The following is a 3,138-nucleotide window of genomic DNA, read 5'->3' on the forward strand; positions in this document are numbered from 1 at the left end:
AGTCGAACGGAACATGAACTTTGTCGTATCTCGAATGCGGGGTCTCCGATCTCTGTGGATTGGCGCCGTCTGGCACCGGTTTTGGTTTCTTCGTTCGTCCGACTCGACAACGCTCCCGGCAGATTGGTCGTGGGGAGTCGGGCAATGGCAAAACGGAAGCTTCTCAAAGTTCATGATCGACGGAAGCTTTTCGATATACCAGCCGACGAGGATAACCTGATCCGGCACTATTCGCTGTCACCGGCAGATCGTCTGGAGATAGAATTGCGGAGGCGTGAGCATAATCGGCTTGGTTTCGCCGTTCAGCTATGTCTGATGCGATACCCTGGCCGAGTGCTGGGAGCGGAAGAGGTCCCGCCCCGCGCCATGCTTCGATATGTCGCTGACCAAATCGGCGCTGATCCAGAAGCATTTGCGCTCTATGCACGCCGTGAAGAAACCCGTCGTGATCACACGGCGCGCCTCATGGCGTATCTGGATACGAGAAGCGCGACGGCACAAGATCGTCGAGCCGCGCTATTGGCTGCAATTCAGACGGCGGCAATGTCCGACGATGGTGCTGCGATAGCCAGTTCCATTGTTATCACATTACGTGAACGTGGATCTCTTCTGCCAGCAATCGATACAATCGAACGCATCGGCCTTGCCGGCCGTGCCATAGCCCGCCGTCGGGCGGAAAGAACGCTGATCGAAGATATACCGCGCGATACACTCCAATCATTGGACAGGCTGTTGGAGGTTGATCTGTCGATCGGCCAAACGCGTTTTCATTGGCTGCGCTCGGCACCAGAAGCACCGGGTGCGTCGAACCTGGTTGGTCTGACCGAACGAATTGCCTTCCTGCGCACGCTGAAAATCGATCCGAAATTGCAGATGGGCATATCGTCCGGGCGGTGGGACCAGATAGTCCGAGAGGGGAACGCTACGCCGGCATGGCTAGCCAACGATTTCAACGCGAGTCGCCGGCACGCTCTGATCGTGGCGCAGGTTATCAAGTTCGGCCAGAAGCTAACCGACGATGCTGTCGCGATGTTCATCAAACTGATGGGTCGACAGTTCTCGCAAGCAAATAACCGCAAGAAACAGCGACACATGGACTGCAGGCCGGATACCGCCAAGGCGCTGCGCATGTTCCTCGACACAATTACCGCTCTGCAGTCTGCGAATGACTATGGCCGGAACGCATTGGAGGTTCTCGATCAGGAAGTCGGATGGCACCGGTTGCTGCGGATGAAGCCTGAGCTTGAGTCGCTGGTCGAGGACAACGAGGCGTCGCCTTTGGCCCTGGCGGCCGAGCAATATGCGACCGTCAACAAATATGCCGGTGCGTTCCTACAGGCGTTCTCGTTCCAATCCGCGCGGCGACACGATCCGCTTCTCGCAGCAATTTCGCTGCTGAAACGCCTGCATGTCGAGAGCCGTCGGACACTCCCGGACCGTGTCCCAGTTACCCACCTCAGCCAAGCTGATCGTCGGCTCATCTTCGAACAAGGAAGGCCTGATCGCCGTCTCTACGAGATTGCGACGCTCGCGGCCTTGCGAGACCGGCTGCGATCTGCAGATATTTGGGTCGATGGCAGCCGATCCTTCCGGCCGATCGATGAGCATCTAATGCCGCGGTCGACATTCACCACCATGAAGGAGCAGGATCGCCTCGGACTTGGTGTCCAAGGAGACGGCGCGACCTGGCTTGCCGAAGCTCGCCAGATGCTCGACTTCAACCTGAAGCGCCTTGCGCATAGAGCGCGGTCCGGAAAGCTCGAAGGTGTTCGTCTTGAAGGCGAGACGTTGATTGTGACGCCGACTGCCGGCGAAATCCCCACTGCCGCCGAGGACCTGAATGCCGAAATCAGCGACATGTATCCGTTAGTTGAGGTTCCCGACCTATTAAGGGAAGTGCACGAATGGACAGGTTTTGCGGATTTCTTCACGCATGTCCGCACCGGTGACGCTCCGAGGGACGTTTCGGCCATGCTGGCTGGCGTGCTGGCCGATGCAACCAATCTCGGCCCGAAGCGAATGGCCAGCGCATCCAAAGGAATCAGCGCCCATCAGATCGGCTGGATGCGCACGTTCCACGCCCGGTCGGAGACCTATCGCGCAGCGCAAGCATGTATCACCGACGCACACACCCGGCATCCGCATTCTCGACTTTGGGGCAACGGAACAACCTCATCGTCCGATGGCCAATTCTTCCGCGCGAGCGACCGAGCCGCAAAGCGCGGCGACATCAATTTGCATTACGGCAGCGAGCCGGGTTCGAAATTCTACAGCCATCTGTCAGATCAGTATGGCTACTTCAGCATCCTGCCCATCAGCCCAACCGAAAGCGAGGCCGCCTATGTGCTCGATGGGCTGTTCGATCAGGACACGACCCTCGATATCCAGGAACACTTTACCGATACGGGCGGTGCAAGCGACCATGTCTTCGGACTGTTCGCCCTGATCGGCAAACGCTTTGCGCCTCGGCTGCGCAATCTCAAAGACCGGAAATTCCACACATTCGAGAAAGGCGATACATATCCGGCGCTGTCGAACCACATCGGGGCACCGATCAACGCCACTCTGATTCTCGACCATTGGGACGATCTGCTCCATTTGGCGGCGTCGATCACGACCCGCGCCGTGGTGCCTTCCACGATCCTGAAAAAGCTGTCAGCATCCCCGAAGGAAAGCCAGCTCGCCAGAGCTCTACGCGAACTCGGTCGGATCGAGCGATCGCTCTTCATGATCGAATGGTACTCAAGTCCAGCGCTCCGCCGGCGCTGCCAGGCCGGTCTCAACAAGGGTGAGGCCGCGCATAAGCTGAAGCGCGCCGTCTTCTTCCACGAGCGCGGAGAGATCCGGGACCGATCGTTCGAAAGCCAAGCCTTCCGCGCGTCCGGCCTCAACCTCGTCGTCAGCGCCATCGTACACTGGAATACGGTCTATATCGAACGGGCCGTCACCCACTTGCGCAGCATGCGTCGCGAGATTCCGGATCATCTGCTTAAGCACATCTCTCCGCTGAGCTGGGAGCATATCAATCTGACAGGCATCTACACTTGGGATAGCGAGCAGCATCTGCTGCAGGGATTCCGGTCGCTGAGGCTCCCGGCTGGACTACGGCGAGCCGCATAGTTCTCACTTTGTTCGACC

General features: G+C 58.4%; 1 protein-coding gene. It reads left to right on the forward strand.

The genetic code is table 11. From position 1 onward, the window contains the following. Positions 1 to 144: 144 nt before the first annotated feature. Positions 145 to 3,120, forward strand: coding sequence for a Tn3 family transposase (locus tag DY251_RS21130; protein ID WP_116625876.1), 2,976 nt, complete (start codon positions 145 to 147; stop codon positions 3,118 to 3,120). The last annotated feature ends 18 nt before the right edge of the window (positions 3,121 to 3,138 follow it).

Source organism: Mesorhizobium denitrificans, from assembly GCF_003403035.1.
Lineage (GTDB): Bacteria > Pseudomonadota > Alphaproteobacteria > Rhizobiales > Rhizobiaceae > Mesorhizobium_G > Mesorhizobium_G denitrificans.

Excerpts from the sequence above, each read along its gene's own strand:
- DY251_RS21130 (WP_116625876.1), top strand. The coding sequence starts at position 145 with ATGGCAAAACGGAAGCTTCTCAAAGTTCATGATCGACGGAAGCTTTTC.